Source organism: Streptomyces sp. NPDC001204, assembly GCF_053598035.1.
In genome coordinates, this window is sequence record NZ_JBSFJL010000038.1 from 41,215 (window position 1) to 66,530 (window position 25,316).

Here is a 25,316-nt window from a genome sequence, read left to right on the forward strand (position 1 = left end):
CATCGGACGCACAGCGGGAAGGTCCGAGATCACGGTGGGAACGAGCGGGTGGAGGTCCGCCTGCGGTGGGGGAGCGTGGTGGCGGCAACTGATCGATGGCGCCTGCAGCTTTCCGGCAGCCTGGCCAACCTGGCAAGACAAGTTGCCGACTTGTCTCGCATTGTTCACTCCCGCCCGGGCGGGAGCGGTGTGTGGACGCCTCAGGTATGTCGCCCGTACACCGGGTGGAGAGAAGACGCAGGTTGCCGGACGTCACGAGTTCATCGCCGCGCTCCGCCCCCGCGCCGCCCATGACGGACTCGTCGAAAGAGCCTGCTGCGCCTGCGAACCGGCCCGCGAGCCCGCCCTTCCGGGTCAGCGGACCGGTGGTTCCTGCGCCCTCCGGGGTCAGTGGACCGGCGGTCCCTGGTACGCGCCGGCGGCGGGGTGCCGCTTCGGGATCGGGAAGCCGAAGTAGTCGTGGCGGCCCGAGTCCGGCACGGGCACGCCCAGACCGAGTGCGGAGGATCCCCTGGCGACGCGGAAGGAGCCGGGGTCGGAGGTGTCGGCGCCCGCCAGGGAGGCGATCAGCTCCGGGTCCGCGGTGCTGCCGCCGGGGTTCGTGCCGCTCCCGTCGGTGTTGGCGGGCACGCCGCCCGGGATGCCGTACAGGACGTTGTGGTCGAAGTACAGGTCCGGCGTCGGGTTCTTGAAGCGGTAGGCGTCGGCCGTGGTGTCCCCCGGACCGGCGAAGACGTTGTTGCGGATCGTCAGTTCGTGCCGGGTGGTGGCAGGCGAACCGGCGTCGTCCTGCACCAGGTAGGTGGGGACGGTTTCCTTGTTGAGGAAGGTGTTGTTGTAGATCTGCGTGTTCAGGATCGGGCCCCAGCAGTTCTGCAGCAGCCGGGCGCCGTCGTTGTGGCTGATGTTGTAGCGGGCGACGACGTCGACGGTCTTCGCGCCGCTGTACGGGCAGTTCAGCAGGAAGCCGCCCTTGTTGTCGTGGCTGTAGTTGTACTGGAACACGGTGTGGTTCGAGGCGCCGTCGGCGTCGAAGGACATGCCGTCCAGGCTGTTGCCGCCGCCGGACACCTCGTTGTACTGGATGAGGGTGTCGTCGGTGTTGAAGGTCCAGATGCCGGCGTTGGCGACCTTGGAGCGCAGCTGGAAGCCGTCCACCCGGTTGTGCTCGACGACCGCCCCCGAGGTGGTGTCGAGCTTCATCGCGTCACCGGCGATCGACGTCAGCGTGTTGTGGTCGATGCGGACACGGGTGCTCGGCGTCCACGGGCCCGGGTAGACCGTGGGGTCCTGCTGGTCGCCCACCAGGTCGCGACGGGAGAACGTCGACTTGAAGTAGATGCCCTCCCGGTCCACGTCCCGGATGTGGTTCCCCGTGATCCGCAGGTCGTCGAAGGCGCTCGCGGTCGTCGTGCCCGCGACGTCGATCTGGATGCCGCTGGAACCGGTGAGGGTCTTGAAGTCGCCGCCGCGCACCGCGTGCACGTCCAGGCCGGAGAGCACGTAGTGGTGGCCGATGCCGTAGTCGGCCAGCTCCAGCCGGACGCCGTTGCGCTCGGTGCCGGGTGTGCCGCCGGAGTTGGTGATCTCCAGGTCGCGGACCTCGACGTACTCCATGTTGCGCAGCAGCACTGTGTCGTGCAGGCCACCGCCCTCCAGATGCGGCAGCGCACCGGTGCCGTAGGCGCCGATCCGGATGGGCGCGGCGGCGGAGCCGGCGCCGGTCGGGACGAGCGTGCCGGTGCAGGTCGTGCCGCGCGCGATGCGCAACTGGTCGCCAGGGCCGTAGCGATGCGCGCCGGCCTGAACCAGGGAGGTCCAGGGGCGCGCGTGACTGCCGTCGCCCGGTCCGCCGTCCGCGGAGCAGTCGAGGTAGTAGCGATGTCCGTGTTGGGCACTGTCGGCGAGGGCGGGGGACGCGGTGGCGGTGGCGGCCAGCGCGACTCCCACCGCGCAGGCGAGCACGGCGCCGAGACGGGCGCCGGATGGGCGGTGGGGCATGTGGGTCCTCTCTGAGGAGGGAGCGGCATGGGGTGGGGCAGGCCGCGCGGGTCGTGCGACGGGTCTCCGCCCCGGGGTGGTGCCTCACCGTAGGGTGGCCGACTGACTGATCTCGGTCAAGCCATATGGACACCTCGATCGCCATATGATCGAACGACGGCATTCATGGGGCTGTCGTCGATCAATCGATCAGTTCCCCTAACCCTCAAGAACCGTTCGTCGCACGATGGATACCGCTTACCGCATACGGTCGACCGGATGGTGTTCATCCAGGTGCGGGGTTCGTACCGTCCGGGATCATGAGTCCTCCTGTTGCTCCCCCGGGATGGAGTCGCTGGCTGGTTCCGCCCGCCGCTCTGTCCGTCCACCTCTCCATCGGCCAGGCCTACGCCTGGAGCGTGTTCAAACCGCCCCTGGAGTCCGCCCTCCACCTCGACGGCACCGAAAGCGCGCTGCCGTTCCAACTGGCCATCGTGATGCTCGGTCTGTCCGCCGCGTTCGGCGGGACGCTCGTGGAGCGCAACGGACCGCGCTGGGCGATGACCGTCGCCCTGGTCTGCTTCTCCTCCGGTTTCCTGCTGGCCGCCCTGGGGGCGCAGACCGAGCAGTACTGGCTGATCGTCTTCGGCTACGGGTTCGTCGGCGGCATCGGACTGGGCATCGGTTACATCTCACCCGTCTCCACCTTGATCAAGTGGTTCCCGGACCGGCCCGGCATGGCCACCGGCATCGCCATCATGGGTTTCGGCGGCGGCGCGCTGATCGCCTCGCCGTGGTCGGCGCAGATGCTGGACTCGTTCGGCGCCGATCACTCGGGCATCGCCCTCGCCTTCCTCGTGCACGGGCTGGTGTACGCCGTCTTCATGTCCCTGGGCGTCCTGTTGGTGCGGGTTCCGCGCGCCAGGAAGCCGGCCGAGACCGGGCCGAGTGCGCTCGCCGGCGCCCAGGTCTCCGCCCGCAGTGCCGTGCGCACCCCGCAGTTCTGGTGTCTGTGGCTCGTGCTCTGCATGAACGTGACCGCCGGCATCGGCATCCTCGAGAAGGCCGCCCCGATGATCACGGACTTCTTCGCGGAGAGCTCCACCCCGGTGTCGGCGTTCGCGGCCGCCGGCTTCGTCGCCCTGCTGTCGGCGGCCAACATGGCGGGCCGCATCGGCTGGTCCTCGACCTCGGACCTGATCGGACGCAAGAACATCTACCGCGTCTACCTCGGCGTCGGCGCGCTCATGTACCTGCTCATCGCGTCGTTCGGCGACTCGTCCAAGCCGCTGTTCATCCTGTGCGCCCTCGTGATCCTCTCCTTCTACGGGGGCGGGTTCGCGACGATCCCCGCTTACCTGAAGGACCTGTTCGGGAGCTACGAGGTCGGCGCGATCCACGGCCGGCTGCTCACCGCGTGGTCGACCGCCGGCGTCCTCGGCCCGCTGATCGTGAACTGGATCGCCGACCGCCAGGAGGAGGCCGGCAAGCACGGGTCGTCCTTGTACGGTCTCTCCTTCATGATCATGATCGGCCTGCTCGTCATCGGGTTCATCGCCAACGAGTTCGTACGGCCCGTCCATCCCCGCCACCACATTCCCGCACCGAAGGAGGCCGCCGATGGCCGACGCGAGCAGCCCGCCTGACCGGCGAGCACTGATCACCCTCTCCTGGCTGTGGGTGGGGGCGCCCCTGTGCTACGGCCTCTACGAACTCGTCCTGAAGGCCAAGCAACTCTTCACCGGGTGAGACCACCGGCGCCGCACGGGAGATGCCGGGACGCCCGAGAGCCGACGCGAAGCCGACCGCACGGGCGTCCTACTCCAGAAGGACCGAGCCGGCTTGCGTTCGAGCGGGCCTCCCGGCGGTCAAGCCTCGTCGCTTGCGATCACCACCGGCATCATCAGATCGAGTTAAACAACTTGGCTAAAAACAAGGCTAAATGGTGCTAGTGTCGGGGTGGAGGTATGGAGATGGCAACCGAGGAAGAGCTGTTCGCGTCGGTCGACGCGCTGCTGGAGGAGGAGCCGCAGCTCCCGCCTCCGTCTGAGCGCGCCCGGCTGCGTGAGGCCGCCGGGATCACGCAGGCCCGCCTCGCGGTCGCGTTGAAGACGTCGACGCAGACGGTCAAGAACTGGGAGAACGGCCGCTCCGAGCCGAAGGAGCCGCGCCTGTCCGCCTACCAGCGGCTGCTGAAGGGCTGGGCGGCGAAGCACTCCGCCCAGCCGGCCCACCCCGCCAACAGCGCCACTCCCGCTGCCACGCACGCCCCGGCCGCCTCGCCCCAGCGGGCCCAGTTTCCGGAGGCGTTCACCAGTCCGGTCGAGTCCGAGGCAGAGACCACCGCACCGGTGCAGGCACCCGCGGCCCCGGCCGCGCCGGAGCGTGCGGCCGCGCCTCGCCCGGTCACGTCGTCGCGCCGCCCGGCCGGGAAGAAGGCCGCCCTGCCCGTGCTGGACCCGCGGTTCCCGCACGGACCGCTCGCCGTGCTGGACGGTGACGGCTCCGCCTACGGCGTGAACGGGATCGTATTGGACTGTCCGGCGACCACCATCCCTCAGTTGGTGGAGTGGACGCTGCGCGAGTCCGGGCTCGGTGCGCCGAAACTGCATCGCAACGGGAAGGAAAGCGACCCGCTGATCGTGCTCACCGCGGCGGCCGCCGTGAAGCTCGGGCTGCCGGAGCGCCTGGAGGGCCACGAGCAGCGCCGCTCCCTGCGCCTGCCGGACGACCACCCCGTGGTCAAGCAGGTCACCCGCGCGAAGTGGAAGCTGACGCAGCGCGGTTTCGGGCCGTGGGCGCGGATCTACCGCCCCGCGCAGGCCGGGCAGCGGCAGTGCGTGCAGCTCGCCGTCCTGTCGTGGGACGCGCTCGACACCCGGGCCTGGCCGGGAGTCGCGGACATGGAACCTGCCGACATCGCACGCGTCCTGGGCACCTACGCCCAGCGCGTGATCACCCCGCGCGGCTCTGCGGCCGTGTCCGGGCTGGAGCTGATGACTGCGCTGCGCCCGCCCACGAGGGCGGTGCAGGACCGCGCGACCGGTAACTGGGTCTCCGGCCACAACCCCGGGTCGCTCGGGACGGAACCGGTCGACCCGGCGCCGCCGGAGGCCACCCAGGAGCACCCCGTCGTCGTCAACTCCGGTTGGGAGGGCGGCTTCCTGGATGAGGAGGCGTACCAGTGGGCGCGCGACCTGGACCTGCTCACCGGCGAGGAGGCAGCCCTTCCGTGGGCCGTCGGCCTGGACCTGAACACCGCCTTCCTCGCGGCCGCGTCCCGCCTGACGGTCGGCCTGTCCGGCCCGGAGCACGTCCAGCATCCGCACTTCGACAAGCGCATCCCCGGCGCATGGTTCGTGGACTTGTCCCACATCGAGCTGGACCCGCGCCTGCCCTCGCCGTTCACCCCCTCCGGCCTCCGGCCCACGGGACCGGCCTGGTACCAGACCCACACTGTCGCCTACGCCCAGGAGCTCGGCTACAACGTCCGGCCCACCGAGGCGTTCCTGCGGCGCGAGACCGGCGCGTACCTGGACCCGTGGCACGACCGGCTGAAGACCGCCTACGTCGACACCCTCGCCGACCTGGGCGTCACCAAGGACCTCAGCGACACCGAATTCCTTGCGGCAATGGAGCGGCACAAGCAGGCCGACCCCGGTTCGGCGGCCGTGCTCGCGGCCATCAAGGCGACCGTCAAGGGCGGCGTGGGCAAGCTGCGCGAGCGCCCGCAGGGACGGCACTACAAGGACGGCGACCGCTGGCCGGCCCTGGAACGCCCGACCTGGCGACCGGACATCCGCGCCGCCGTCATCAGCAAGGCCCGGGTCAACATGCACCGCAAGATGCTCAAGATGGCGGAGTTCACCGGCCTGTACCCGCTCGCGGTGCTGTCCGACTGCGTCGTCTACCCCTCGCCGGGCCGCAGCCCGCTGGACTTCCTGCCCTACAGCACCAGCGGCAAGCCGATCCCCGGCGCCTTCCGCCTCGGATCCACCCCGGGCCTGGCCAAGGTCGAAGGAGTGCAGGAGATGGCGTGGGCGGTCGACCTGATGGAGCAGGGCCTCAACCCCGCCCGGCACATCAAGGGTGGCGACGCCGTCCTGGACGAAGGCGAGTAGGCCGTGGCGGACATGAACATCGTCGCCCCGCACCTCGAAGCCGACACCGGCCTGGAGCGGACGCTGAGCCGTTCCAACGGCAAGTACCTTGCCTCCGAAGGGAACTGACGCTGTGGGCGAGATCGAGGACGCGATCGAGCGTGCCGACCGGGAGGCTTTCACGCGCGAGCCGCCCAAGACGTTGAAGGGCCAGATCGGTTTCCTGTTGAAGCAGTTGAAGTCCGCGAAGGCCGTCGCCGCGGAACTCGGCGTCACCGCCGACTCCGTCAACCGCTACCGGCGTGGCGCCCGCAAGCACCCGCCGAAGGAGATCCAGCAGAAGATCGACGCGGCCGTGCGGTCGCGCTGGCAGCCGCAGGTCCGCAAGCGACGGCGCAAGCAGGCCGCCGCCACCGGCGGGATCACGGTGGAGACACGGGCCCGTTTCGGGTACACCGCGCCGGTCGGCACGACCGACGACGGACGCTTCCGCCGCCTCACGGTGCACCTCCCCCCGTCGTACGCGCAGCGCCTGTTCGACGCCCGCGAAACGGGAGCCGGCGACCCGCAGATGCGCCAAATCATCGCCGAAGGATTCAAAGAGGTCTATTTCCAGGACGGCGGAGTACGCGCCATGGGACTGTCGGACGTGGCGATCAACGAAATTGATTACCTCGACCTGGATTTCTGAATCGGTTCGTCATCCGACCAGTGGAGGTCGCTTCCGTCCACCGCTTCCTGTGTGATCTCACCGAGCGGGGAAGGTGAGCCGCAGAACGATCTCGCCGTCGTCGATCTCCCCGGTGGGCTCGAACCCGAACTTCTGGTAGAAGGGCCACGGTTCGCCGTCGCCGGGGTCGTAGCTGGTCAGCAGTTCGGTGGCGCCGTCCGTGCGGACCAGGTCGGCGATCTGTGTGAGCACCTCTCGGCCGATCCCTCGCTTCTGGTGCCGCTTGTCAATGAGCAGGCGCCAGAGGAAGTGCCGCCCTTTGAAAGGACCGGTCGGCGGCTTCCAGGACAGCATCACGAAGCCGACTGGCTCGTCGCCGCGGTACACGGCGCGATACCAGGGATTGGCCTCAGGCGTCTTTGCCGCCTGCTTGAGCGACTTGGACACGGAGGCGACGAACTGCTTCTGGTCACGGCGGACGCGGAGGGCACGAACGGCATCCCGGTTGTCGTCGGTGATCTCTTGTAGGTGCACGCCTGGGGACCTCATGCCACGCCCTTCCTGCATCCGGCAGCTGCGCCGTCCGGCCGACGTGGAGAGCCGCCACTGAGCGGCATTCCCTTGTGTGTACGCGGTATCAGGGAGGCCCGGCCGGGCGTCCTCGCAGCGTATGCGTCACAGGCGATCCGGGGCGGGACCGGCACGCCGGAGTGTGACCGCGACCCGACCGCTCCTGGCCGAGAGCGGTCCGGTCGCGGCGGACGGGTGTTTCCCGGAGCCACGGACGGCTCCGGGAAACACTCGGCCAGAGGCTCAGAGGCTCAGGGCACGATCCTCAGGAGCTTGTTCGGCGAGCCGGTGCCCGGGCTGGTGACCACGCCCGACGTGGCGCCGTTCACCAGGGCCGTGGAGACCTGCGCCGGAGTGGCCGAGGTGTGGCTCGCGAGGTAGACCGCGGCCGCGCCCGCGACGTGCGGCGTCGCCATCGACGTACCTGAGATGGTGTTGGTGGCGGTGTCGCTGGTGTTCCAGCCCGCCGTGATCGAGGAGCCGGGGGCGAAGAGGTCGAGGACCGAGCCGTAGTTGGAGTAGCTGGCCCTGGCGTCCGTACTGGTGGTGGCGCCGACGGTGATCGCCTCCGTGACCCGCGCGGGGGACGAGGAGGAGGCGTCCGTGCTGGAGTTGCCCGCGGCGATCGCGTAGGTCACGCCGCTGGCGATCGAGTTGCGTACGGCCGTGTCCAGGGAGGCGGAGGCCCCGCCGCCCAGCGACATGTTGGCGACCGAGGGACCGGTGTGGTTCTTGGTGACCCAGTCGACGCCGGCTATGACACCGGCGGTGGTGCCCGAGCCGCTGGAGTCGAGCACGCGGACCGCCACGATCCTGGCGTTCTTGGCGACGCCGTAGGTCGAGCCCGCGATGGTGGTGGCGACATGGGTGCCATGGCCGTTGCCGTCCGACGGTGTGCCGCCGCTGACGGCGTCGTAGCCGTAGGAGGCCCGCCCGCTGATCTGGCTGTGCGTGATGCGGACACCGGTGTCGATGACATACGCGGTCACGCCGCTGCCCGCCGAGTCCGGATAGGTGTAGGTGCCGGAGAGCGGCAGTGACGCCTGGTCGATCCGGTCCAGGCCCCAGGGCGCGTTGGTCTGGGTGGTGTCGTTGAGGTGGACCGTCTGGTCCTGCTCCACCGCGGCGACCGCCGGGTCGGCAGCCAGCCTCCTGGCCTCGGTCGCCGAGAGGTGCGCGGTGCAGCCGTTCAGCGCGCTGCCGAACGTCTTCTTCACGCTGCCGCCGTACTTGGTGATCAGGCCCTTGCCCTGGCTCGAGGCGGACGTGAAGCCCGCGTTCTTCTTGAGGGTGACGATGTAGCTGTCCTTGACCGCCGTGGGTGAGCCGGCGGCGAGCACTCTGCCCTCCGCCGGTGCGGCCTGCGCGGGAAGCGCGGTGAGTCCGCCCAGGAGAGCGGCGGTTGTGACGCCGGTGAGGGCGGCGAAACGGATCTTCCTGCTACGCGGTGGTGCCATGTGAGGGAGTCCTCCTCAGGCAGGCGCGCCGGGGTGTGGCGCGCGTCGTGGGGGGTGCGCACGCCAAGGCGCACTCGCCCCTGGAGCGTTGCGTTCCGCCCAGGGACGAGATAAGCGTGTGGCAAACGAGCCGCAGAGGCAAGGGAGTTGAGGGGCTGTCACATAGATGTCATGCCCATGAAATCTACGTGCCGTCCGAGGCGGTCGTCGGCGGGGCCGGGAGTGCGGCGAGCGCCCTGGCCGCCGTCGACGGTCAGCGTTCCGACCGGCCGTGCCGGCCGCGGTCTGGTCCTCAACTCCGGTGTGCGCACGCTCCGTTGACGCCCCTTGTGCTCAGCACTACCGTTTTGAGAGCGCTCTCACACCCCGTCTGCCCAAGCCCCCTCCACCTGTACCTGCACCGCACCGGGCGGGATCACGACCCAGACAGGGAAACCCCCTCCGGCGAGTCCGGGCCTTCGCCGTCGCGCGGGAGCGGGCTGACCTGTCGCGCACGAATGTCATGCACAGGACATCGGCCTTTCACAGGACACAACGGGAGTGACGACCGTGGCGAGACGTCCAACCCCCTGGAGGTTCCCCCTTCCCCGCACGCGGCGGGCCCTGCGGCGCCTGATGGCCTGCGGCGCGGCGCTGGTGGCGGCCGCCGCCGTGCTGGTCGTGGACGGCGCGGCGCCGAGCCGCGCCGCCACCGCGGCCTGGGCCCCCAAGCCCGCGCCGATGACGACGCCCTGGACCAACCAGGTCCCGGTCGACGCTCCGCTGCCGGAATACCCCCGGCCGCAGCTCACCCGCCCCGACTGGCTCAACCTCAACGGCATCTGGGACTTCGCGGTCACCTCCCGCGACGCCGGGCAGCCCGCCGTCTTCGGTGAACAGATCCGGGTGCCCTACGTCCCCGAGTCCGCGCTCTCCGGCATCCAGCGCAAGATCACCCAGAACGACCGGCTCTGGTACCGGCGCACCTTCACGGTGCCCACGGGCTGGAGCGGCCGACGCGTCCAGCTCAACTTCGGCGCCTCCGACTGGGAGACCACCGTCCGGGTGAACGGGCAGCAGGCCGGATCCGTCCACCGCGGTGGCTACGACGCCTTCACCTACGACATCACCCCCCTGCTCAACGGCGGCACCAACACGGTCGTCGTCTCCGCGTACGACCCGACCGAGGCCGGCGGCCAGGCCATCGGCAAGCAGCGCGTCCAGGACGTCACCCCGCACGCCGGACACAGCATCGTCTACACCGCCTCGTCGGGGATCTGGCAGACCGTCTGGCTGGAGCCCACAGCGGCGGCCCGCATCACCCGGCTCGACATGGTGCCGCGCCTGGAGGACAACACCCTGCGGGTGACCGTGCGCGCCGCCGGCGCCGACGGGGCGAGCGTCAAGGTCACCGTCTCCTCCGGCGGAACGCCCGTCGGCAGCGCCACCGGCACGGTCGGCACCGAGTTCGCGGTGCCGGTGCCCGGCGCCCGCCTGTGGACGCCGGAGGACCCCTTCCTCTACGACGTGACCGCCGAGCTGACCGGCAGCGCCGGCGGCGACCGGGTCGGCAGCTACACCGGTATGCGGTCCATCGCCGTCAAGGAGGTGAACGGCGTGCGCCGACCGGTCCTCAACGGCCAGTTCGTCTTCCAGACGGGCACACTGGACCAGGGCTTCTGGCCGGACGGCATCCAGACCGCGCCCACGGACGAGGCCCTCCGGTTCGATCTCCAGAAACACAAGGACCTCGGCTTCAACATGGTCCGCAAGCACATCAAGGTCGAGCCGCAGCGCTGGTTCTACTGGGCGGACCGGCTCGGGCTGCTGGTGTGGCAGGACATGCCCTCCATGGACAGCTCCAAGAGCCCGGACGGTGCGGCCCGCACCCAGTGGGAGAGCGAGTACCGCGCCATCATCGACCAGCACCGCAGTTCCCCCTCGCTCATCCAGTGGGTGGACCAGAACGAAGGCTGGGGCCAGTACGACCAGGCCCGCATCGCCGACATGGTCAAGGGCTACGACCCCTCCCGCCTGGTCGACAACATGAGCGGCGTCAACTGCTGCGCCGCCCAGGACGGCGGCAACGGCGACGTCATCGACAACCACAACTACGTCGGCCCCGGCAACACCCCGACCGAACCGGTGCGCGCCTCGGTTCTCGGCGAGTACGGCGGCCTCGGCTACCGGGTCTCCGGCCACGAGTGGTACCCCGGCGGCGGCTGGGGCTACGAGGACCAGCCGAACCAGACCGCCCTCAACGACCGGCTGGTCGGGCTGCTGGACGGAATGCGGGAGAACTCCATGCCCGCGGCCGGGCTCTCGGCGGCCGTCTACACGCAGATCACCGACGTCGAGAACGAGACCAACGGCCTGATGACGTACGACCGGCAGGTCGTCAAGGTCGACCAGGCCCGCGTCCGCGCCGCCAACCAGGCACTCATCGCGGCCTCCCGCACGGCGGGTCCGCCGGTCGGGCTGCCGGTGGGGCAGTACGTGTCGGTCCGCGTCACCACCAGCGGCTACACCAACCGCTACATCAGGCACTACGACGGGCTCGGCTACACGGAGGTGGTGGACGCGTCCGGCGGTACCGTGCTCAAGCAGGACGCCACCTGGAAGGTGACACCGGGGCTGGCGAACAAGCTCTGCTACTCCTTCGAGTCCCGCAACTACCCGAGCCAGTACCTGCGCCACCGCGACTTCCGCGTCCGGCGCGAGGGCGGCGGCGACACCGTCTACCGGGAGGACGCCACCTGGTGCCCCGTCCGGAACGGCAGCGGCATCCGGCTGGCGGCGTCCAACTTCCCCGGCCAATACCTGCGGCACATCAACGCCGAACTGTGGCTGGCCCAGGCCGGCGGCTCGCACGCCTGGGACAGCCCGGCCACCTTCACCGAGGACACCACCTGGGCGATCGAGGCGCCCTGGGCCCCCTGAGCCCGGCCACCGCCCCGACGTGAAGGAAGGACGGACCCGACATGTCAGTACGTCAACACCGCGTAGTGAGCGGGCTGGTGGCCCTGGTGCTCGCCCTGCCCTCCCAAGCGCGGGCCGCGACGCCGGTGTGCGCGCTGGCCTGCGACACTCTCGACCCCTCCAAGGCGGCCCAGGAGACCTTCCCGGTTCCCGACCGGAACATCAACGGCCGGATCCTGCGGCTGCACGTCGCCGAGGCCGACAGCATGGCCTGGGCCGGCATCGACAGCGGTGTCACCGGTGACGCGGTCTGGCTGGACCGCTCCTGGGACCGGGGCGGTACCTGGGACGGACTGCTGGGCAAGGCCGCCATCCCCGGCACCTGGACCGGCACACGCACCCTCATGTGCAACGTCACCGACCCGGTGGGACACCGGCGCGGCTGGATCCGGGCCTGCGGCGACGCGAACGCGGTCACCTGCACCGACTCGTTCCGCCCGCAGGTCTGCGACGGCGCACGAGTCCGATCGACTCGGCGGCCTTCCTGACCTTCTCGGTCTTGCTGTCTGCCACGGACGTCCCTTCTCGTACTGCTGACAACGTCTCGAGGGACAGATTTGGCGTGTTGACCCACCATTACGCAGGCAGTCGATGTATTTCACCCCATGGGATTGCTGGTCCTATGAGCGGCTTGATATCGCGCGCTCCCCACATCGGCAGGAGGCACCGGCCGACGGTGTGCGGCTGTTGGGTGGCGAGTACCCCGACAGCCGGACTCCTCCGGCCGTCTGCCCCGGCCCTTAATCGCCTTTCGTGCCCTGCCGAGCGGGAGCTAGTGTTCGCGCAGCGGGTGACTCACGAGGAGCGAAGACATGGTCGGTCGTCCGAGCACGCGTTGACGTTGGAGGCCGTGAGCGGCCTGTCATCGCGTGCTGCCCTTGATGCGCGGCACAGCGAGCCTGTCTTTCCCGCTGCCTGAAAGGGTCGGTGCACCCGTCGTGTGCCGGTTGGCGGGTCTCGTATTCGGTCATCCAAGGGGTCCCTGTGCCGTCCTCTTCCTCCGTTGTGTCCGATTCCGGTCGACCTGTACCGTCAAGCCTGTGGCGGGACGGCGACTTCCGCAGGCTCTGGGTGGGCCAGACGGCCTCCCAGCTGGGCGAACACACAAGTCTGGTGGTTCTGCCGCTCTTCGCCGTCCTGACGCTCAACGCCGGCGCCGGCCAGTTGGGCGTCCTGCGCGCGGTGGGGCAGGCGCCGATCCTGCTGCTCTCGCTCTTCGCCGGCGCGTGGGTGGACAGGTGGCGGACCCGCACGCTGATGGTGCTGACGGACGCCGGCCGGGCCCTGGCGCTGGGCGCCGCCGCCGTGACCGGCCTCCTCGGTGGGCTCGGCCTGCCGACGCTGCTCGTGGTTGCCTTCGCCGTCGGGGCTCTGTCCGTGTTCTTCGACGTGGCGTACCAGGCGTCTTTGGTACGGCTGGTGAAACGCGATCAGTTGGTGCGGGCCAACAGCGCGCTGGAGGGCAGCCGGTCCGCGGCGCAGATCGGCGGTCCCGCCCTCGGCGGTGCGTTGGTGACTGCGCTGTCGGCGCCGATCGCCGCTGCCTCGAGCTCAGTGTTCTTCGCGCTGTCGTTCCTGTCGATCCGACGGATCGGTCGCCCCGAATCCACCCCGGAACGCTCGAAACGTCCTCCTCGGTTCTGGCGGCGGATCCATGAGGGCCTCCGCTTCGTCGCCGGCGACACCTCACTGCGGACCGTGTGCCTCGCATCGGCCGCCTTCCAGTTCTTCTTCGCGGCTGTGATGACCGTCTATCTGCTGTTCCTGCCCCGGGACCTGCACCTGACGGGCACCACCGTCGGGCTGGCACTCGCGGCGACGGGGCCGGGCGCGCTCCTGGGCTCGCTGCTGGCCGCCCGCCTGCCGAACCGCTTCGGACATGGCGCTGTGCTCGTGTCCGCGGCAGCACTCGGCGACGGCGTGTTCCTGTTCGTGCCCGCACTGCACGGCTCCTCCGCGGTGACGGTTCCCGCGCTCCTCACGGTCAACTTCGTCTTCGGGACCTTCAGCCAGCTGGTGAACGTCACGATCATGGCCGTCCGGCAGACCGTCACTCCGGACGGGATGCAAGGCCGCGCGGCCGCGACGATCAACTTCGTCGGCATGGGGCTGACCCCGCTCGGCTCGCTGCTCGGCGGCCTTCTCGCGGAAGTGTGGGGGACGCGCACCAGCCTCCTGGTGACAGCCGCGGGCATGCTGCTGTCACCGGCACTGATGGCCCTGTCCCCACTCGCCCGCCTGGGACGGACACTTCCCGCCCCGCCGCAGACTCCGGTGCCGTCCGCGTGACGGCTTCTGTCGCAGCGGGTCGTTCCAGGCTCCACGTCGCGACGTACCGGCAGCCGGCGACGCCGGCTCAGAGGAGGGCGTCGAGGGTGATCGGCAGTTCGCGGAGGCGCTTTCCGGTGGCGTGGTACACGGCGTTGGAGATCGCGGGCGCGATGCCGACCAGGCCGACCTCGCCCACACCCTTGGTGCCGGTCGCGGTGCCGCGGTCGGGCTCGCCGACGAAGACCACGTCGAGCTCGGGTACGTCGGCGTTCACGGCGACGAGGTAGTCGGCGAACGTACCGTTGGCGACGCGCCCGGTGCGCGGGTCGGTGACGGTGTCCTCGTACAGGGCCATGCCGATGCCGCCGACCGTCCCGCCGATGATCTGGCTCCTGGCCGTCTTCGCGTTGAGGATGCGGCCGCCGTCGATCGCGGAGACCACCCGCGCGACCCGGATGAGGCCGAGGTCCGCGTCGACCCGGACCTCCACGAACTTCGCGCCGTACGCGCCGGCGAGGGACATGCCCAGTTCGGTGGCGACCGGGGGAGTGCTGGTCCCGTTCGCCGTGAGTTCGGACAGCCCGTGCCGGGCGAGGATGTCGACGTACGACTCCCCGCGGTCCGGGCGGCCCGCGAGGTGGACCCGCCCTCCGGTGGACTCCACGTCGTCCGGGGACGCGCCCAGCAGGGGCGAGTCGGCGTCGCCACGCGCGAGTTCCACGACTGAGCGCACCAGCCGCCGGCAGGCGTCGTGCACGGCGTTGCCCAGCGCACCGGTCAGGCCGGAGCCGCCCGCCATCATCGAGTTGGGCATGTCCGAGTCGCCCAGGTCGAAGCGGACCAGGTCGAGGGGCAGCCCCAGTTCCTCGGCGGCCAGTTGGGTCATCACGGTGTACGTGCCGGTGCCGATGTCGGTCGCCGCACTGCGCACCAGCGCGCTGCCGTCGCTGTTGACGGTGGCCTGCGCCGCGCAGGGCTGCGCGAAGTACGGGAACAGCGCGCTCGCCATGCCGTAACCGACGAGCCAGTTCCCGTCGCGCATGGAGCGCGGCTCGGGGTTCCGGTCGGACCAGCCGAAGCGCCGGGCGCCCACCTCGTAGCACTCCAGGAGCGCCTTGCCGGACCAGGGCAGCCCGTTGCGCGGATCGACGTCCGTATGATTCCGCAGCCGCAGCTCCAGGGGGTCCATGCGCAGGGTGCAGGCCAGTTCGTCGAGCGCCGACTCCAGCGCGAAGTTCCCCTGAGCCTCGGCGGGGGCGCGCATGGACGTCGGCACGGCGACGTTGATCCGCGCCTGCCGGTCCCGCGTGATCACGTTCGGGCACCGGTAGGCGAAGGCGGTCGCCGAGGCGAATGGCTCGAAGTCGTCGCCCTCCATGCTCAGGGAGCTGAGACTGCGGTGGTCGAGGGCGACCAGTTCGCCCTCGCGCGTGGCACCGACACCGAGCCACTGCACACCGCTGGGACGGTGCCCGACCGAGGTGAACATCTGCGGTCGCGTCAGGACCAGCTTGACCGGGCGGTTGAGCGCCCGGGCAGCCATGGCGGTCAGGATCACGTGCGGCCACACGCGCAGTCCGGCGCCGAAGCCCCCGCCGACATAGGGCACCAGGACCCGTACCGAGCTCTCGGGGATACCGAAGACCATGGCGAGGGTGGTGCGGACCATCGACGGCCACTGGCTGGTGTCGTGGACGGTGAGGGTCTCGCCCTCCCACACGGCGAGGGTGGCGAACAGCCCTAGCGGGTTGTGGGTGTTGTCCGCCGTGATGTACGTGGCCCGGAGGGTCACCTCTGCGGTCTCCAGCGTCGCGGCTGCGTCACCGCGCGAGTGGTCCATCCCCCACGGGTCGACGAGTTGCTCGGCCCGGGGGTCCTGGAGGTCCAGCAGCGGCTCCGAGGCCTCGTAGTCGGCCCGCACCAGGCGTGCCGCGGCGGCGGCCTGCTCCGGGGTCTCGGCCACCACGAAGGCGATGTGCTGCCCGTGGTGGATGATCCGGTCGCTCCGCAGCGGTGCGGGCGTCGGTTCCCCGAGCACCGTCGTCGGGCCCGACGCGACCTCCGGGGCGTTCTCGTGCGTGAGTACGGAGATCACGCCCGGGGAGCTCTCGGCGGCCTCGGTGTGCACGCGGACGATCCGGCCCGCTGCGATGGTGCTCTGCACCACGGCGCCGTAGGCCTGGCCGGGGACGCTGAAGTCCATGGGGTACGGGGCGGTGCCGGTGACCTTGCGCGGGCCGTCGACCCGGTTGATGCCCGCGCCGACCAGCGGCCTGCTCTCGACGGTGCTCATGCGGTCACTCCTGACACTGTCTCCAGCTGGCGCACCAGTGTGCGCCGGGCGAGCGGCACCTTGAACGCCGTGCCCGGGACGGTCCAGGCGTCGCGCATCGTGGCCTCTGCCGCCTCCTGGAACGTGGCCGTGGTGGCCGGCGCGTCGGTCAGCACGTGCTCGGCCTCGTACGCCCGCCAGGGCTTCGACCCCACCCCGCCCAGCCCGACCCGGGCCTGGCGGACCGTGCCGTCGTCCACGACGAGCAGCACCGCGGCCGAGGTGAGGGCGAACTCGTACGACATCCGGTCGCGGACCTTGAGGTAGCCCGACCGGGCGGCCGGCGGCGGCAGCGGGATCTCGACCTCGGTGATCAGCTCGGCGTGCTCCAGCACGTTCTCGCGCTCGGGGCTCTCGTCGGCCGTCAGGTAGAACTCCGTCAGCGGCACGGTGCGACGCTCCGACACCCCCTGGATGTGCACGACCGCGTCGAGCGCCACCAAGGCGACGGCGAGGTCGGAGGCGTGCAGCGCGATGCACCGCTCGCTCACCCCGAGTACGGCGTGCATACGCGCCACGCCCTCCACCGCGGCACAGCCGGAGCCCGGCGTGCGCTTGTTGCACTCGACGACCGTCGGGTCGCGGAAGTAGCGGCAGCGGGTGCGCTGCAGCAGGTTGCCGCCGATGGTGGCCATGTTCCGCAGCTGCACCGACGCGCCCAGCAGCAGGGACTCGCGCACCACGGGCAGCCGCTCGACCACCGTGGCGTCGGCGGCCAGCTCCTCCATCGTGGCGAGCGCCCCCACGTGGAGGGACTTGCCGCGGCGCTCGATGCCGTGCAGCGGGAGCCGGGTGATGTCGATCAACCGCGGCGGCTCCAGGACCCCGTCCTTCATCAGGTCGAGCTGCGTCGTGCCGCCCGCCAGGCAGGACGCCGCAGGGTCGTCCGCCAGCAGCTGTACCGCCTCCCGGGTGTCGGTGGCCCGTACGTAGTCAAAGCCGCGCATCGGGACCTCCCCCGGACGCCGCCTCGCGTATCGCGGCCACGATGTTGGGATAGGCGCCGCAGCGGCACAGGTTTCCGCTCATGAACTCCCGGATCTCCTCGTCGGAGCCGGTCCGGCCCTCGGCCATCAGCGCCACCGCGGACATGATCTGCCCCGGCGTGCAGAAGCCGCACTGGAAGCCGTCGTGCTCCATGAACGCCTGCTGCACCGGATGCGGCCCGTCGGCGCCTGAGACGCCCTCGATGGTGGTGATCGCCCGGTCCTCGGCCTGGGCCGCCAGGGTCAGGCAGGACAGCACTCTCCTGCCGTCCAGGTGGACCGTGCACGCACCGCAGGCACCCTGGTCGCAGCCCTTCTTCGTGCCCACCAGGCCCAGCCGGTCGCGCAGGGCGTCCAGCAAGGTGACCCGGGTGTCCAGGCGCAGGGTGTACGACCGGCCGTTCACGGTGAGTGTCACGACCCGCTCGGTGACCACGGGACGCTCGTCCACGTCCCGTTTGCTCGCCACGTCCCTCATCGCGTCCTCCTCCGGACGGGTCGGAGACGACTCAAGCCCCTCCTGAGGGCGGATCCGGTGAGTTGGTTCGTCAGGCGTCACGAAAGGCGGGATCGACCTTTTGATGCCAATACATCCGCCTTTCTCCTCAATATACGCCGAATGGGCGTTCCGGCACGGGCCACCGTCTCCGCCTCCACCCCGGCCGCCACCAAGGCGGATGTGCCGATAGCCCAGCGAAACGGGGGCTGCTGGGGCCATGCGGTGAAGCGGACGCTCGTCACACCGGCCCTGGGCCACGCCGCCGACCTGTGACGACCGCGCTCCTGCCGTTCGCCGGCACCGCGTCCTGCCGTTCGTTGAAAGTCAGCTCGCACCGATGGCTTACGCATGCCGTCCCCGGGGTGACCCTGAGCCGCAGCCTGCGGCCGGTTTCCAGGATCTGAACGGACGGGTCGCTCCCGACGACGCGACGCACCGGCCGGTTCCAGACGATCTCTACCGGGACACCGGAGCGGGGCGGCTCGCTGACGCACAGGGTGGCGCTGCGACCCCGACGGCGCAACAGGACCGCGGCGGGCGCGGAGACGGTGAGCGGGCCCGCCGTGCCGGCCTGCCAGAAGGTGGCGGCGGTCAGCCCGAGGCGGTCGATGCTGACGGCCTGGCAGGTGCCGTCGTTCGCGAGGATCCGCAGCCAGTCGCGCTCGGCCGCGCGTTCGGTCACGGCGCGTCGGGTGGCGCCCGGCATCAGGACGTAGGCGTACGAGCCCGCCACCGGGTCGGTGCCGTGGTCGAGCCACAGGGTCTGCCAGCGGCGGGTGCGGCGCTCGGTGGAGCTGGTGGTGTTGATGTCGGACCAGGCGCCGGTGCGGTCCTCGCGCAGAGTGCGCAGTTCGGCGCCGCCCGGCAGGACCCAGCCTCCGTGCCCTTCGAGGTGGGCCCAGCGGGGCCGCGGCCGGTCGTCGACGGCGAAGGCCTGGGTGCCGCCCTCGCCGAGGTTGCGGTTGTCGACGACCGTCTCGACGGGCACACCGTCCGTGGCAGTGATTCCGGCCCCGAGGCAGACGATCGCGTCGTCGGCGCAGAACCACGCCTTGCGGGCCTGAAGCGTGGAGCCGAGGCCCTTCACGTGCTGGCCCAGGGCGGCGAACTCGCCGTCGGTGACGCCGCCGACCCACTGCGCGGAGGGCCGGGATGCGCCCCACTCGCCGCCCGCCAGGTCGGCAAGTCGCTTGGTGGAGACGGTGGTTCCGGGCAGCCGGTACCAGTCGACGGTCGGCCAGAACCAGTCCGTGTACTGGTCGCTGCGGGCGCCCGTGGCCCACCAGGTGAGCATCCCGGCGCCGGTGTGCCAGCCGCGCGGGTTCTCGCCGTTCCCGCACTCGTAGTACGCGATCCGCTCGGAGGACATCGAGATGTTCGCGACGAAGGCGGCTCTGCGGTGGACGGCGCGGTCCATGGCGGCGAAGAGGCGGTGCTCGACGGGCTCCGGAGCCGCCGCGACCGCCGAGTCGGCGACCGCGTGCAACCGGGACAGGTCCGCGACGCCGAACTGCGGTGCGCTGAGCAGCGGGGTGACCGTGTCCCGGGCGATCCAGCCCTTGATGCGCCCGTACCAGCGCCCACGCTCGGCCGCGCTCGCGCCACCCGCGAGCAGCGCCATCGCCGCGATGATGCCCTGCCCGTGGAAGTGGTCGCTGCGCATGATGTGCTGGTCGTCGCTCAGCAGATAACCACGGCTGATGGCACGGCCGTTGACGCTGTCCATGACCAGGCCGTCGAAGATCAGCGGTGCGTAGGCGTGCTCGACGCTGTCGAGGATGATCTGGCGGCCCGGGTCGGTGACCGCCCAGGTCGACCCGGCGAGCAGCGCGAAGAGCCGTCCGAGCCCGTCGAGCATGACCTGTCCGTAGGTGCCCGAGTACGCGATCCAGGTGTGCTGGATGAACGATCCGTCGGTGTACAGCCCGTCGCCCTTGGTGACGTACGGGAAGACCGGCGAGAGCGCGTCGCGGGCGAGCGCGATCTTCTCCGGGGTCCGGCCGAGGATGCCGCGCAGCACCACGGAGCGGCACAGGTCGACTCGGTTGGCGCCGGTGGAGGTGCCGGTGTAGTCGCCGAGCATGGAGTCGGGGACGAAGTGGTCGACGGCGGCGAAGGCGGCGTCGCGCTGGGCGTCGGCGAGGTGGTCGTACAGCGTGGCCACGATGTCCATCAGCAGGCGCGGGCTGCCGATCTGCCACTCCCACCAGTTGCCGTAGGGGGTGGTCGAGGAGTTGTAGACCGTGGCCGCGAGGTGGTCGAGGCCGCGCACGATGTCCGAAAGGAGTCCGGCGTCGCCGGTCAGGCCGGTGGCCTGCTGGGCGTAGGCCTGGGTCATTGTCCACAGCCTGCTGTAGCTCTGGGTGATGCCGGCGGGCGGGTCGAAGGCATGGCCGGGCCACAGGGAGTTCGCGGCGGGTGCCATGGTGGCGCGGAAGTCGCGTGCGAGGGCGCCGGTCTCCCGCAGTCGGGATGTGTAGGGCTCGGCGGTCGCGTCGTAGCCGGTACCGAGGGCGATCTCCAGCCAGCGCTGCCGCAGCGTGTCGTACTCGTCGGCCCCAGGTGCGGCGGTCGCCGGACCGGGCACGGTGAGCGACGGAACTGCGGCAGCAGCCACGGCCGCGGCGATCAGGAACGTACGGCGGTTTGGAGTCATGAGCATGCCCTATCAGCCGACGGAAAGCGCTGTCTACGGGGCGGACGGGAAGCCCTCACCCGGGCGTCCGGCGTCGGGGATCAGCGCGACCGTGGTTGGCCCAGAAGTTGATGTCGAGTTACTTCCGCGCTCTCTCAGCCGGTGTGGAGGATCCGAAAGCGATCGGGTTCTGCCGGATCTCGATCGACGACTTGGATGGGCGGCCAAGCCCATTGCCACACGCTGATGCCTGGCGTGCGGGAGAACTGGATCCGGCCGCGGGTGCCTTCGACTGCAACGCGCGGCCAGGATTCGGCAGTGCGCGCCCGGTCCGCGCCGTGAGAACGCAGCACGTCGGCGAGGACGGTGACCGTGTCATAGCCCTCGAAGGCGACGAAGGAGGGCGCTTCGGCCAGGTGCTCGCGGAGAGCCGTAGTGACTCGTGCACCGAGTGGGCTGAGGCGCTCGGGCAGGTAGCGCAAGAACGGGATCGCGGCGCCGTCATCGCCGAGCAGCGTCGCCCATTCGGTGAACTCAGGTTGTCCGGCCGGAGCACCGATCATGATCTCGGCGAGGCGCTGGTCGCGGCGCACGGACTTGACGATCGACACTGCCGGCTCCGGGTGGCCGGCCAGGAGAAGGAGGGCTGTCGCGCGATTGTCGACGAGTTCGTCGCACACGGCAGTGGGGGTGAGCGCGCGCAGGTCGAGTTCGATGACGGTGCCGCCGCGTGGAGTGAGGCAGTCCCGCAGAATGCGGGTCCCGGACGCCCAGTAGACACTCGGCTCGGCTGCTACGGCGATTCGGCTGTGGCCCATGCTGAGGAGGAAGTCTGCGTAGACCCGCCAGCCGTGGGACTGCGCGGGGGCGAGGCGCGCGACCCATTGCGTCGGCTGTTCGGTGAGCGCGTCGAGAACCGCTGACGAGCAGAGGAACGGCAGGCCGAGGGCGTCGGCCCTGGCGGCAGCGGCGCGAGCGACGACGCTGTGATATTCCCCCGCCAAGGCGGCCACACCCAGGTGGGCCAATTCCTCTACGGCCGCCGCGGCCCTCTGCGGATCGGCCGCGGTGTCCCGGACCACCAACTCGAGTGGCCTTCCGACGATCCCACCGGCGTCATTGACGTCGCAAACAGCCAACTCAAGGCCGGCGAGCAAGTGTTGGCCTGCCTCGACCCAGCCGGGCCGAGTGAGCGGAACCAGAGCGCCGATCCGGACGGATGATCCGTCAGTCCGCTCCGTTCCCAGTGGCGACAGTGGAGATGGCGGCGTATTCATGAACTGGTGTCTCCCGATTGACGATTCGCGTGGTTCGGGTGATTCGGTCGCGGTCCGGAGCGCAGAGTGGCAAGGATCGGTAGCGCACAGAAACCGGCGGACGTCGTGCGGAGGGGCGCAAGCGACGGCCCCGTCGCGCCGACGTCATCGAGCGCGCCGGGCTCCGGGACACCGAACTCCCCACCGAACCGTACGTCACCGGGCCGCACTCGCAGATCTACGAGGCATGGTTCGGCATGATCGACCCCCCGCGCGACTACAGCGTCTACGACATGTCATGGGTGGGGCCGGCGGCCGCGCTGATATCGACCGTCGCGGACCTCAACCGCTTCTTCCGCATGCTGCTGGCCGGCGAGATCGTCAACCCGTCGTCGCTGGCGCAGATGCAAAGCACCGTCCCAGTCGTCTCCCAAGAAGGAAAGACGATCGACTACGGCCTCGGCCTGCACCCGATGGAGACTCCGGGGCGGGGCACCTTCCGGGGCCACGGCGGCACGGTCTGGGGTGCTGGAGCACTGGCCATGACCCGTGCCGACGGCAAGCGACAGATGGCCGTCGCGGTGAACCTCCAGAGGTGGAACAGGCTCGACTCCTCGGGCAAGCCGCAGCCCCATCCCATCGACGACGCGCTTGCGGCTCTCTACCGTGTGGCGATGTACGGCTGACCGGACCGGAGAGAGCCGCTTTCACCATCCGCCGTACCGGTGCGCCCAGTTCAGCGGGCGGCCCACCTTGTCGTAGACGTGCGCGTCGAGTTGCACCCTCGGCGCACCCACTGCCTTCAACGGGTCCGCGAGGCGGATGACTTGTCGCACGCAAGCCCCCGGCACGTACGCGTACACACGCACGCACGTCCGGTGCGATCAGCAAGGCAGCCTCCTGGTACCGCGTCAGGTAGACGGCCGGGCTCACCGCGAACCGGTGTCACCCGCACGTCGGACTTGAACACCTGACGAACAGTCGGAGACGATCGTCTCCACCCCCGCCGAATCGCCCGGCGGGTCCGTACTGTCGGCTCGTGGGATGGCTCGAAATCACCTTCACGGCCGCCGGCCTGGTGCTTGGCGTCGTCTCCATCGTTACGCCGTTCATCGCCGACCGGCGGGCCCGGCGCAGTAGACGCATCGGCTTCCGCAAGCAGATGGACATCGCGATAGGTCACAACGGTCAGGCCGGCGGGGTGGATCCGCGCCTCGGCCTCTTCAACGACCTGCCCACGATGCGCGACGCCACCCTCGTCCTGCTGCGCATCGAGAACGACGGATCGCGGCACGTCGAAGAATCCGACTACATCGACCCGTCGGCGCAGTACGGGCTCAGCGCCGAGTTCCCGGGGCGGCGCATCCAGGCGCAGGACGTCACGCTGCCCGATGAACACGCCAATCTGATGGGCTACTTCGAGAACCAGCCCGGCCTGTTCGTCGCGGGCCCGAGCACCCTGCGCATCCCGCGCGTCCCGCTCAAGCCGGGTGCCTACTACAAGATCCTGGTGCTCCTGACGGGGGGCCAGGAGGGCGCTCCGGTCGTCATCACCGGCGACATCAAGGACGGCACGCTCCACGAGAACCACAGTCTGACGCCCGATGAGAAGCCACCGGTGTTCAGCAAGCAGGCCCGCTGGACCACTGTCGTCCTCGGTCTCGCGCTGATCGCGGCGGCCACCCTGCCGCTCGTTGTGCCGGGCCCGCTGCCCGACGACTGCGAGACGGGCAGCCTCGGACTGACCGGTTCGACGGCGTTCGCACCGGTGATGAACGAGCTGGCACAGAAGTACCGGGACCACTGCGGCGGAAAGCCGGACATCACGGTCTCCACCCACGGCAGCCGCACCGGAGTGCGCGAACTCGCCCTGTCCGGGGGCCGGCACCGGCAGGGCGCGCCGGTGATCGCCTTCTCGGACGGCCCGCGCCCGGCGAGCTACACCCAGCTCAGCGAGAGCCGCGTCGCGGTTTCCCTGTTCACGCTGGTCGTGCACGACGACGTGCGCCTGACGAACCTGTCCGTGGCCGACGTGCGCCGCATGTACCGGGGCGAGATCCGCAACTGGTCGCAGCTCGACGGCCCCGACCTGCCCGTCGTCCTGGTCAGCCGTACCTCTGGCTCCGGCACCCGCTCCGCCCTGATCAACCGCGTACTCGGCGGCGCCGACGAACCGCCCGCGTCGTCGGAGGACTGCGTCAACCGCACGGTCCGCAGCACGCCGGTGCTGCGCTGCGAGCTCGACTCGACGGAGCAGGTCCTGGATATGGTGGCCCGCACCCCGGGCGCGATCGGCTACAGCGAGCTGCGCGCAGCCTCCACTCCGGAGCGGCCGAAGGGGCTGCACCGCCTCGATCTGGACGGGCACGCCCCCGACCTGGACCGCCTCGAGTCGAGCGGCTACCCCTACCGCGAAATCGAGTACGCCTACACCTACGGTCGTCCCCCCGCCGATTCGCTGGCCTCCAGCTTCCTCGCGTACGCCGTCGACAACGGAACCGGCAAGGGCGTGGTCGCCACCCACGGCCATCTCCCGTGCGGAACACCCGTGGGACTGCGGGTCTGTGGCGCGGCCGACTGACCCTCGCGCAAGCCGCGCAGCTGGCTGCGCCGACGACAGAGCTCCGGCTGCCCGGGCGGACACCGCCGGGTGGTCGAGCGCACGGTGTCCGGCCTGAGGGGGGACCTGACGGGTCCGAATCCCATGGATCACGGCAGGAAAGGTTCAAAGATGCGCTTGGTCACCGAGCGGACCGGTCTGCCGCTCTCCATCGGGATCTCCGCCGCCAACACCCGTGCCGGCCAGGGCCGGGTGCCGCCGCCAGCACCGTTCCTATGAACGCAAGGCGGAACGCAAGGCGGAACACTTCCTGGCCTTCGCTGGGATCGCCGCGGCGCTCATGTGCTTCCGGCACCTCTCGCGGCAGACGTGACGCAGCGGCTCTGCCGCTACGGGACGTTCCAGGCGGCAATGAACGGCTGCCCGTCCTCGGTGCCCAGGAAGCTGAGAGTGCCTGGATGCGGATGGCCGAGCAGTCGGCTGGCGGAGGCGTCGAGGCCGAGCCAGCGCACCGTGAGCACGCGCGCCAGATGACCATGCGCGACGACGGCGACGTCGCCCTCGTCCAGCAGCGGCCGCATCCGGTCCAGCACCGCGTCCGTGCGCGCGGCCACCTGCTGGAGCTGCTCGCCGGGATGGTCGTCGCCGCCGGGAATCACGCCGTCCCGCCACAGATCCCAACCCGGCCTCATCTCCTGGATCTGCGCCGCGGTCAGGCCCTCGTAGCCGCCGTAGTCCCACTCCATCAGGTCGGGATCGGGCCGGACGCCGGCCAGGCCCGCCAGTTCGGCCGTCCGCATGGCGCGGCTCAGCGGGCTGCTGAACACCGCCACCAGATGGCGTCGGGCCAGCCGCGGAGCGAGCGCCTTGGCCGCGGCCTCACCCACGTCAGTCAGGGGAATGTCGGTACGGCCGGCGTGCCGGCCCGACAGGCTCCATTCGGTCTGGCCATGCCTGAGCACTATCAGTTCACCCATGGCCGCGCACGATATCCGACCATGCGACACGGCCGACCACTCCTCGCCTTCGCCGCCACCGCCCG

The 25,316-nt window shown here is 70.3% G+C and carries 19 protein-coding genes and 2 pseudogenes; 11 read left to right on the forward strand and 10 right to left on the reverse strand.

Going from position 1 to position 25,316, the window contains the following annotated elements; all coding sequences use genetic code 11:
- Window positions 1-387: 387 nt before the first annotated feature.
- A complete protein-coding gene (locus tag ACWC91_RS35450; RefSeq protein ID WP_450643382.1) occupies window positions 388-2,001 on the reverse strand; it encodes a right-handed parallel beta-helix repeat-containing protein in 1,614 nt (537 codons plus the stop codon).
- Between the two features lie 299 nt (window positions 2,002-2,300).
- On the opposite strand from ACWC91_RS35450, the gene ACWC91_RS35455 reads away from it, so the two are divergent.
- The 4 genes from ACWC91_RS35455 to tpg all read left to right on the forward strand — a co-directional run bounded on the left by ACWC91_RS35455 (window position 2,301) and on the right by tpg (window position 6,771).
- A complete protein-coding gene (locus ACWC91_RS35455) occupies window positions 2,301-3,626 on the forward strand; it encodes an OFA family MFS transporter (RefSeq protein WP_225077471.1) in 1,326 nt (441 codons plus the stop codon).
- The gene (locus tag ACWC91_RS35460) at window positions 3,601-3,729 is read left to right on the forward strand and encodes an MFS transporter small subunit (protein ID WP_263638119.1); all 129 of its coding nucleotides are present in this window, start codon (window positions 3,601-3,603) and stop codon (window positions 3,727-3,729) included. The genes ACWC91_RS35455 and ACWC91_RS35460 overlap by 26 nt, the downstream gene beginning before the upstream one ends.
- Window positions 3,730-3,953: 224 nt before the next feature.
- The gene (gene tap, locus ACWC91_RS35465; RefSeq protein WP_450643384.1) at window positions 3,954-6,101 is read left to right on the forward strand and encodes a telomere-associated protein Tap; all 2,148 of its coding nucleotides are present in this window, start codon (window positions 3,954-3,956) and stop codon (window positions 6,099-6,101) included.
- Window positions 6,102-6,213: 112 nt separating this feature from the next.
- Entirely contained in the window at window positions 6,214-6,771 is a 558-nt protein-coding gene (tpg, locus tag ACWC91_RS35470) for a telomere-protecting terminal protein Tpg (RefSeq protein ID WP_450643385.1), read from the forward strand.
- A 57-nt stretch (window positions 6,772-6,828) separates the two neighbouring features.
- Here the strand turns inward: tpg and ACWC91_RS35475 are convergent, their stop codons facing one another.
- Both ACWC91_RS35475 and ACWC91_RS35480 read right to left on the reverse strand, forming a co-directional pair.
- Complete coding sequence (locus tag ACWC91_RS35475; RefSeq protein WP_450643386.1) at window positions 6,829-7,284, reverse strand: GNAT family N-acetyltransferase; 456 nt, start codon at window positions 7,282-7,284, stop codon at window positions 6,829-6,831.
- A 287-nt stretch (window positions 7,285-7,571) separates the two neighbouring features.
- Window positions 7,572-8,777 (reverse strand): S8 family peptidase, encoded by a 1,206-nt coding sequence (locus tag ACWC91_RS35480; protein ID WP_225077467.1) that lies wholly within the window; start codon window positions 8,775-8,777, stop codon window positions 7,572-7,574.
- A 615-nt stretch (window positions 8,778-9,392) separates the two neighbouring features.
- Here ACWC91_RS35480 and ACWC91_RS35485 point away from each other — a divergent pair.
- From ACWC91_RS35485 to ACWC91_RS35495, 3 genes are all read left to right on the forward strand, one after another.
- Window positions 9,393-11,696, forward strand: a complete 2,304-nt coding sequence (locus tag ACWC91_RS35485) for an AbfB domain-containing protein (protein ID WP_450642742.1) — start codon at window positions 9,393-9,395, stop codon at window positions 11,694-11,696.
- Between the two features lie 41 nt (window positions 11,697-11,737).
- On the forward strand, window positions 11,738-12,223 hold the full coding sequence (locus tag ACWC91_RS35490; protein WP_450642725.1) for a hypothetical protein: 486 nt from the start codon (window positions 11,738-11,740) through the stop codon (window positions 12,221-12,223).
- A 496-nt stretch (window positions 12,224-12,719) separates the two neighbouring features.
- Window positions 12,720-14,024, forward strand: coding sequence for an MFS transporter (locus tag ACWC91_RS35495; protein ID WP_450642726.1), 1,305 nt, complete (start codon window positions 12,720-12,722; stop codon window positions 14,022-14,024).
- A gap of 67 nt (window positions 14,025-14,091) precedes the next feature.
- Here the strand turns inward: ACWC91_RS35495 and ACWC91_RS35500 are convergent, their stop codons facing one another.
- The 3 genes from ACWC91_RS35500 to ACWC91_RS35510 are packed head-to-tail and all read right to left on the reverse strand — an operon-like array spanning window position 14,092 to window position 17,802.
- Complete coding sequence (locus tag ACWC91_RS35500; RefSeq protein ID WP_376501961.1) at window positions 14,092-16,299, reverse strand: xanthine dehydrogenase family protein molybdopterin-binding subunit; 2,208 nt, start codon at window positions 16,297-16,299, stop codon at window positions 14,092-14,094.
- Window positions 16,296-17,285 carry an FAD binding domain-containing protein gene (locus tag ACWC91_RS35505; protein WP_450642728.1) on the reverse strand — a complete coding sequence of 330 codons (990 nt, stop codon included), beginning with the start codon at window positions 17,283-17,285 and terminating at the stop codon, window positions 16,296-16,298. The genes ACWC91_RS35500 and ACWC91_RS35505 overlap by 4 nt, the downstream gene beginning before the upstream one ends.
- On the reverse strand, window positions 17,272-17,802 hold the full coding sequence (locus ACWC91_RS35510) for a (2Fe-2S)-binding protein (protein ID WP_225077463.1): 531 nt from the start codon (window positions 17,800-17,802) through the stop codon (window positions 17,272-17,274). The genes ACWC91_RS35505 and ACWC91_RS35510 overlap by 14 nt, the downstream gene beginning before the upstream one ends.
- A gap of 141 nt (window positions 17,803-17,943) precedes the next feature.
- On the opposite strand from ACWC91_RS35510, the gene ACWC91_RS35515 reads away from it, so the two are divergent.
- Complete coding sequence (locus ACWC91_RS35515) at window positions 17,944-18,096, forward strand: hypothetical protein (protein ID WP_450726202.1); 153 nt, start codon at window positions 17,944-17,946, stop codon at window positions 18,094-18,096.
- Here the strand turns inward: ACWC91_RS35515 and ACWC91_RS35520 are convergent.
- Window positions 18,062-20,479 carry a polysaccharide lyase 8 family protein gene (locus ACWC91_RS35520; RefSeq protein ID WP_450642743.1) on the reverse strand — a complete coding sequence of 806 codons (2,418 nt, stop codon included), beginning with the start codon at window positions 20,477-20,479 and terminating at the stop codon, window positions 18,062-18,064. The genes ACWC91_RS35515 and ACWC91_RS35520 overlap by 35 nt on opposite strands.
- 134 nt (window positions 20,480-20,613) lie before the next feature.
- Window positions 20,614-21,735, reverse strand: a complete 1,122-nt coding sequence (locus ACWC91_RS35525) for an ABC transporter substrate-binding protein (protein ID WP_450642730.1) — start codon at window positions 21,733-21,735, stop codon at window positions 20,614-20,616.
- Between the two features lie 140 nt (window positions 21,736-21,875).
- Here ACWC91_RS35525 and ACWC91_RS35530 point away from each other — a divergent pair.
- Window positions 21,876-22,400 (forward strand): annotated as a pseudogene (locus ACWC91_RS35530) (serine hydrolase); the annotation flags it as partial.
- Between the two features lie 21 nt (window positions 22,401-22,421).
- On the opposite strand, the gene ACWC91_RS35535 reads toward ACWC91_RS35530, so the two are convergent.
- On the reverse strand, window positions 22,422-22,550 hold the full coding sequence (locus tag ACWC91_RS35535) for a hypothetical protein (protein ID WP_263638118.1): 129 nt from the start codon (window positions 22,548-22,550) through the stop codon (window positions 22,422-22,424).
- A gap of 203 nt (window positions 22,551-22,753) precedes the next feature.
- Between ACWC91_RS35535 and ACWC91_RS35540 the strand changes: the two genes are divergently transcribed.
- Together ACWC91_RS35540 and ACWC91_RS35545 are read left to right on the forward strand one after the other, a co-directional pair.
- Window positions 22,754-24,295: a PstS family phosphate ABC transporter substrate-binding protein gene (locus tag ACWC91_RS35540; RefSeq protein ID WP_450642731.1), complete on the forward strand. Its 1,542-nt coding sequence runs from the start codon at window positions 22,754-22,756 to the stop codon at window positions 24,293-24,295.
- An 81-nt stretch (window positions 24,296-24,376) separates the two neighbouring features.
- Window positions 24,377-24,647 (forward strand): annotated as a pseudogene (locus ACWC91_RS35545) (hypothetical protein); the annotation flags it as partial.
- Window positions 24,648-24,663: 16 nt separating this feature from the next.
- Here the strand turns inward: ACWC91_RS35545 and ACWC91_RS35550 are convergent.
- Entirely contained in the window at window positions 24,664-25,251 is a 588-nt protein-coding gene (locus tag ACWC91_RS35550; protein ID WP_225077459.1) for a histidine phosphatase family protein, read from the reverse strand.
- Between the last annotated feature and the right edge of the window lie 65 nt (window positions 25,252-25,316).

Coding starts and splice junctions, on each gene's coding strand:
- ACWC91_RS35485 (WP_450642742.1), top strand. CDS start 9,393: ATGGCCTGCGGCGCGGCGCTGGTGGCGGCCGCCGCCGTGCTGGTCGTG.
- ACWC91_RS35505 (WP_450642728.1), bottom strand. CDS start 17,285: ATGCGCGGCTTTGACTACGTACGGGCCACCGACACCCGGGAGGCGGTA.
- ACWC91_RS35510 (WP_225077463.1), bottom strand. CDS start 17,802: ATGAGGGACGTGGCGAGCAAACGGGACGTGGACGAGCGTCCCGTGGTC.
- ACWC91_RS35515 (WP_450726202.1), top strand. CDS start 17,944: ATGGGCGTTCCGGCACGGGCCACCGTCTCCGCCTCCACCCCGGCCGCC.
- ACWC91_RS35490 (WP_450642725.1), top strand. CDS start 11,738: ATGTCAGTACGTCAACACCGCGTAGTGAGCGGGCTGGTGGCCCTGGTG.
- ACWC91_RS35500 (WP_376501961.1), bottom strand. CDS start 16,299: ATGAGCACCGTCGAGAGCAGGCCGCTGGTCGGCGCGGGCATCAACCGG.
- ACWC91_RS35455 (WP_225077471.1), top strand. CDS start 2,301: ATGAGTCCTCCTGTTGCTCCCCCGGGATGGAGTCGCTGGCTGGTTCCG.
- ACWC91_RS35450 (WP_450643382.1), bottom strand. CDS start 2,001: ATGCCCCACCGCCCATCCGGCGCCCGTCTCGGCGCCGTGCTCGCCTGC.
- tap (WP_450643384.1), top strand. CDS start 3,954: ATGGCAACCGAGGAAGAGCTGTTCGCGTCGGTCGACGCGCTGCTGGAG.
- ACWC91_RS35520 (WP_450642743.1), bottom strand. CDS start 20,479: ATGACTCCAAACCGCCGTACGTTCCTGATCGCCGCGGCCGTGGCTGCT.
- ACWC91_RS35480 (WP_225077467.1), bottom strand. CDS start 8,777: ATGGCACCACCGCGTAGCAGGAAGATCCGTTTCGCCGCCCTCACCGGC.
- ACWC91_RS35460 (WP_263638119.1), top strand. CDS start 3,601: ATGGCCGACGCGAGCAGCCCGCCTGACCGGCGAGCACTGATCACCCTC.
- ACWC91_RS35525 (WP_450642730.1), bottom strand. CDS start 21,735: ATGAATACGCCGCCATCTCCACTGTCGCCACTGGGAACGGAGCGGACT.
- ACWC91_RS35550 (WP_225077459.1), bottom strand. CDS start 25,251: ATGGGTGAACTGATAGTGCTCAGGCATGGCCAGACCGAATGGAGCCTG.